The organism is Pseudovibrio ascidiaceicola (assembly GCF_900114245.1).
GTDB classification, from domain to species: domain Bacteria; phylum Pseudomonadota; class Alphaproteobacteria; order Rhizobiales; family Stappiaceae; genus Pseudovibrio; species Pseudovibrio ascidiaceicola.
This window is the reverse complement of the sequence record NZ_FOSK01000037.1, coordinates 1-3,664: the sequence shown is the minus strand read 5'-3', so window position 1 is coordinate 3,664 and position 3,664 is coordinate 1. Positions and strand designations below refer to the sequence as shown.

General features: G+C 48.3%; 1 protein-coding gene. It reads left to right on the top strand.

Translation table 11 applies throughout. From position 1 onward, the window contains the following. Positions 1-3,664, top strand: a 3,664-nt coding sequence (locus tag BM231_RS26710; protein WP_139226424.1) for a VCBS domain-containing protein, incomplete at both ends; no start/stop codon positions are given.

Sequence of the window (3,664 nt, the reverse complement as noted above, 5' to 3'; positions counted from 1 at the left end):
TCCGATACAGCCACCATCACGTTTGATGCCAGTGGCACGACAGGTGAAGTGTCTCTTATTGATGGCAAATTCCAATATGATCCGAACGGTCAGTTTGAGCACCTGGCTGTTGGTGAAACAGCAACAGATACATTCACTTACACCGTGAGTGATGGCACCGCAGAGCCAATTACTAAGACAGTCACCGTCACCATCAATGGTGCTAATGATGCTCCAGTTGTCTCAGACATTGCGACATCGACTTCTGAAGACAACAGCGTTCTCATTGAACCTGTGTTCTCAGATGCAGATAGCTCCGACACCCACACCATCATCTTTGATGCCAGTGGTACGACAGGCGAAGTGTCTCTTGCTGATGGCAAGTTCAGGTATGATCCAAATGGTCAGTTTGAGCAACTGGCAGTTGGCGAGACAGCTACTGACACCTTCACCTATACCGTCGATGATGGCAATGGCGGAATAGTCACCAAGACTGCAACGGTTACAATCAATGGCGCTAATGATGCTCCAATTGTCTCAGACATCGTGACATCAACTTCAGAGGACAACAGTGTTCTGATTGAGCCTGCGTTCTCAGATGCAGACAGCTCCGACACCCACACCATTACATTCGATGCCAGCGGCACGACAGGTGAAGTGTCTCTTGTTGATGGCAAATTCCAATATGATCCGAACGATCAGTTCGAGCATCTGGCTGTTGGTGAGACAGCAACCGACACCTTCACCTATACTGTCGATGACGGCAACGGCGGAGTAGTCACCAAGACTGCAACGATCACCATCAATGGCGCTAATGATACTCCAATTGTCTCAGACATCGTGACATCGACTTCTGAAGACAACAGCGTTCTCATTGAACCAGAGTTCTCTGATGCAGACAGCTCCGACACTCATTCCATCACGTTTGATGCCAGCGGCACGACAGGTGAAGTGTCTCTTGTTGATGGCAAATTCCAATATGATCCGAACGATCAGTTCGAGCATCTGGCTGTTGGTGAGACTGCAACTGACACCTTCACCTACACTGTTGATGATGGCAATGGCGGAGTAGTTACCAAGACTGCAACGATCACCATCAATGGTGCCAACGATGCGCCGGTGTTTGCAGCTAAAACGCAAAATGCCCCCGAACCAGTGAAGTTTGCGGCCTCCGATGGGGAGAAAAATGATGACCTTGGTCTATCAGTATCAGTAAATTCCTCTGGCACTGTAGTCGCAGGTGCGCGGCATGGAGATGGCAATGAAAAAAATAGCGGAGCTGTTTATGTTTACAGGCCAGATGGGCATGGAGGGGTTCAGGAAGTTAAGCTGATTGCCTCTGATGGTACTGAGTATGAGAATTTTGGTTATGCAACTGCTATAAATGATAGTGGTTTGGTTGTAGTCGGAGCTAAAAGTTCTGTTTATGTCTACCAACCAGACGGTTCTGGTAATTATAGTGAAGTGAAGATTCCTGGGAACTCGTATAGTTTTGGCTACGCAGTTGCGGTAAGTAACTCAGGCCTAATTATTGTTGGTGAGCAATATAACAAACCAGGCGGAGATTTGCAGGTAGCAGGTGCTGCATTTGCTTATGTGCCTAATGGTTTTGGTGGGTACTCGGAAATTGAGTTGACGTCTGCTACTCTTAGCGCCAATGACAATTTTGGCCGATCTGTGGAAGTAAATGATGCAGGAATAATTGTTGTTGGTGCATCTACCTCTATAGCAAGTTATCCTACAGGTCAGGGCGGAGAGTTTAACTCCGCTGGCTACGTTTCTGTTTTTGTTCCGGATTCTTCCGGTGGATACTCAGAGGTCAAGTTGACGGCTTCTGATCGAGCGGATGATGATCACTTTGGTGATGCGATTGCAATCAATGAGAATGGTTTGATTGTCGTTGGTGCTCGCAACAATGATGACCTCGGAAATAACTCTGGATCAGCCTATATTTATACTCCTGATGGAGAAGGTGGATATTCTGAGACTAAACTAACGGCATCAGATGGTACTCAGAATGATTATTTTGGCACTGGCGTTGCAGTAAATGATGCCGGAGTAATTGTTATTGGTGCTTACAATGATGATGATAATGGGGATAAATCGGGCTCAGTCTATGCATATGTTCCAGATGGTTTCGGTGGGTATGCTGAATACAAATTAACTGCTCCCGATGGGGCGGTAGATTCGTATTTTGGCTTTTCAGTTGCGATCAACGATGTAGGCGAAATCACTGTCGGTGCATGGTATGAAAACAACCGGGCGGGATCGGTTTATGTGTTTAAGCCCGATACCTCTGGTGGTTACAGTTACAATGAACCTGTTCAGATCTCTGACGCGCTTAGCCTTGTAGAAAGCACCGGCACCTCGCCAATTACCCAGAGCCTTCAGCTGGCCTTTACGGATGTGGATGTATCTGATGATGCTCACACCGCCAGCATCACAGAAGTCAGCGCAACCGGTGTCACCTCTGGCCTGTCATCCTTGAGTGATGATGACCTCAAAGCTCTGCTGAGCGTTACAGGAGTTACGTCTTCGGCTTCAAGCGTTGAAGGTACCATCGATCTGACTTTCTCTGCTGCTTCCACCGTGTTCGATTATCTGGCAGCAGGCGAACAGGTTGAGCTTGTGTTCACTGTGACACTAGATGATGGCAATGGGGGAGTTGCGACCCAGCCAGTGACTGTCACCATCGTTGGCACCAACGATGCTCCGGTTGTCTCTGATATTGCTGCTTCCACTTCGGAAGATGACAGTGTTCTGATCGAGCCCGCTTATATCGACCCGGATGCAGCCGACACTGCCACCATTACGTTTGATGCCAGCGGCACGACAGGTGAAGTGTCTCTTATTGATGGCAAATTCCAATATGACCCGAACGGTCAGTTTGAGCACCTGGCTGTTGGTGAAACAGCAACAGATACATTCACTTACACCGTGAGTGATGGCACCGCAGAGCCAATTACCAAGACAGTCACCGTCACCATCAATGGTGCTAATGATGCTCCAGTTGTCTCAGATATCGGGACGTCGACTTCTGAAGACAACAGCATTCTCATAGAACCTGTGTTTTCGGATGTCGACAGCTCCGACACCCACACCATCACATTTGATGCCAGCGGTGCGACAGGTGAAGTGTCTCTTGTTGATGGCAAGTTCTGGTATGATCCAAATGGCCAGTTTGAACATCTGGCTGTTGGTGAGATTGCAACCGACACCTTCACCTACACCATTGATGACGGCAATGGCGGGGTAGTCACCAAGACAGCAACGATCACCATCAATGGTACAAATGATGCTCCAATTGTCTCAGACATCGCGACATCAACTTCAGAGGACTACAGTGTTCTGATTGAGCCTGCGTTCTCAGATGCAGACAGCTCCGACACCCACACCATTACATTCGATGCTAGCGGCACGACAGGTGAAGTGTCTCTTGTTGATGGCAAGTTTCAGTATGATCCGAAAGGCCAGTTCGAGTATCTGGCTGTTGGTGAAACTGCAACAGATACCTTCACTTACACAGTAAGCGATGGCACAGCAGAGCCCGTTACCAAGACGGTTACGGTTACAATTAATGGTGCAGCTGATGCCCCTGTTATTATTTCCTCCGAGGTTGTTTCCTCTGTCACTCATGTTGTTGATGCGCAGGGTGCTGCAGTGGATGGTTATGGCTCCAGTGTTG